At 51.2% G+C, this 254-nt stretch carries 1 protein-coding gene; it reads right to left on the bottom strand.

Going from position 1 to position 254, the window contains the following annotated elements:
* Positions 1 to 209, bottom strand: a 209-nt coding sequence (locus PZC42_RS25015) for an aldehyde dehydrogenase family protein (RefSeq protein ID WP_277214345.1), incomplete at its 3' end; no start/stop codon positions are given.
* Positions 210 to 254: the final 45 nt, after the last annotated feature.

The following is a 254-nucleotide window of genomic DNA, read 5'->3' as shown; positions in this document are numbered from 1 at the left end:
AAAACATCACCCTTGGCATCAGCGAATGTCTTGCCCTGTTCTTGGACAATATTTTCAGCAATGCGCTCCTGGTTCTGGCGGATCAAGTACTGCAAATCCATCATGATTCTCTGACGGGCCAAGACGGTCGTCTTGCGCCATTCCTGTGCAGCAGAGACGGCAGATTTGGTAGCTTCTCTCAGTTCTTCCTGGGTGGTTTCCGGCACCATGCCCAAGAGTTCTTGCGTGGCCTAAACCTTATTATGTCAGCCCTG

The sequence above is a fragment of the Isoptericola croceus genome, assembly GCF_029382255.1.
Taxonomy (GTDB): Bacteria; Actinomycetota; Actinomycetes; order Actinomycetales; family Cellulomonadaceae; genus Isoptericola; species Isoptericola croceus.
Note: the sequence above shows the minus strand (reverse complement) of the source record. Positions and strands in the feature narration are given on the sequence as shown.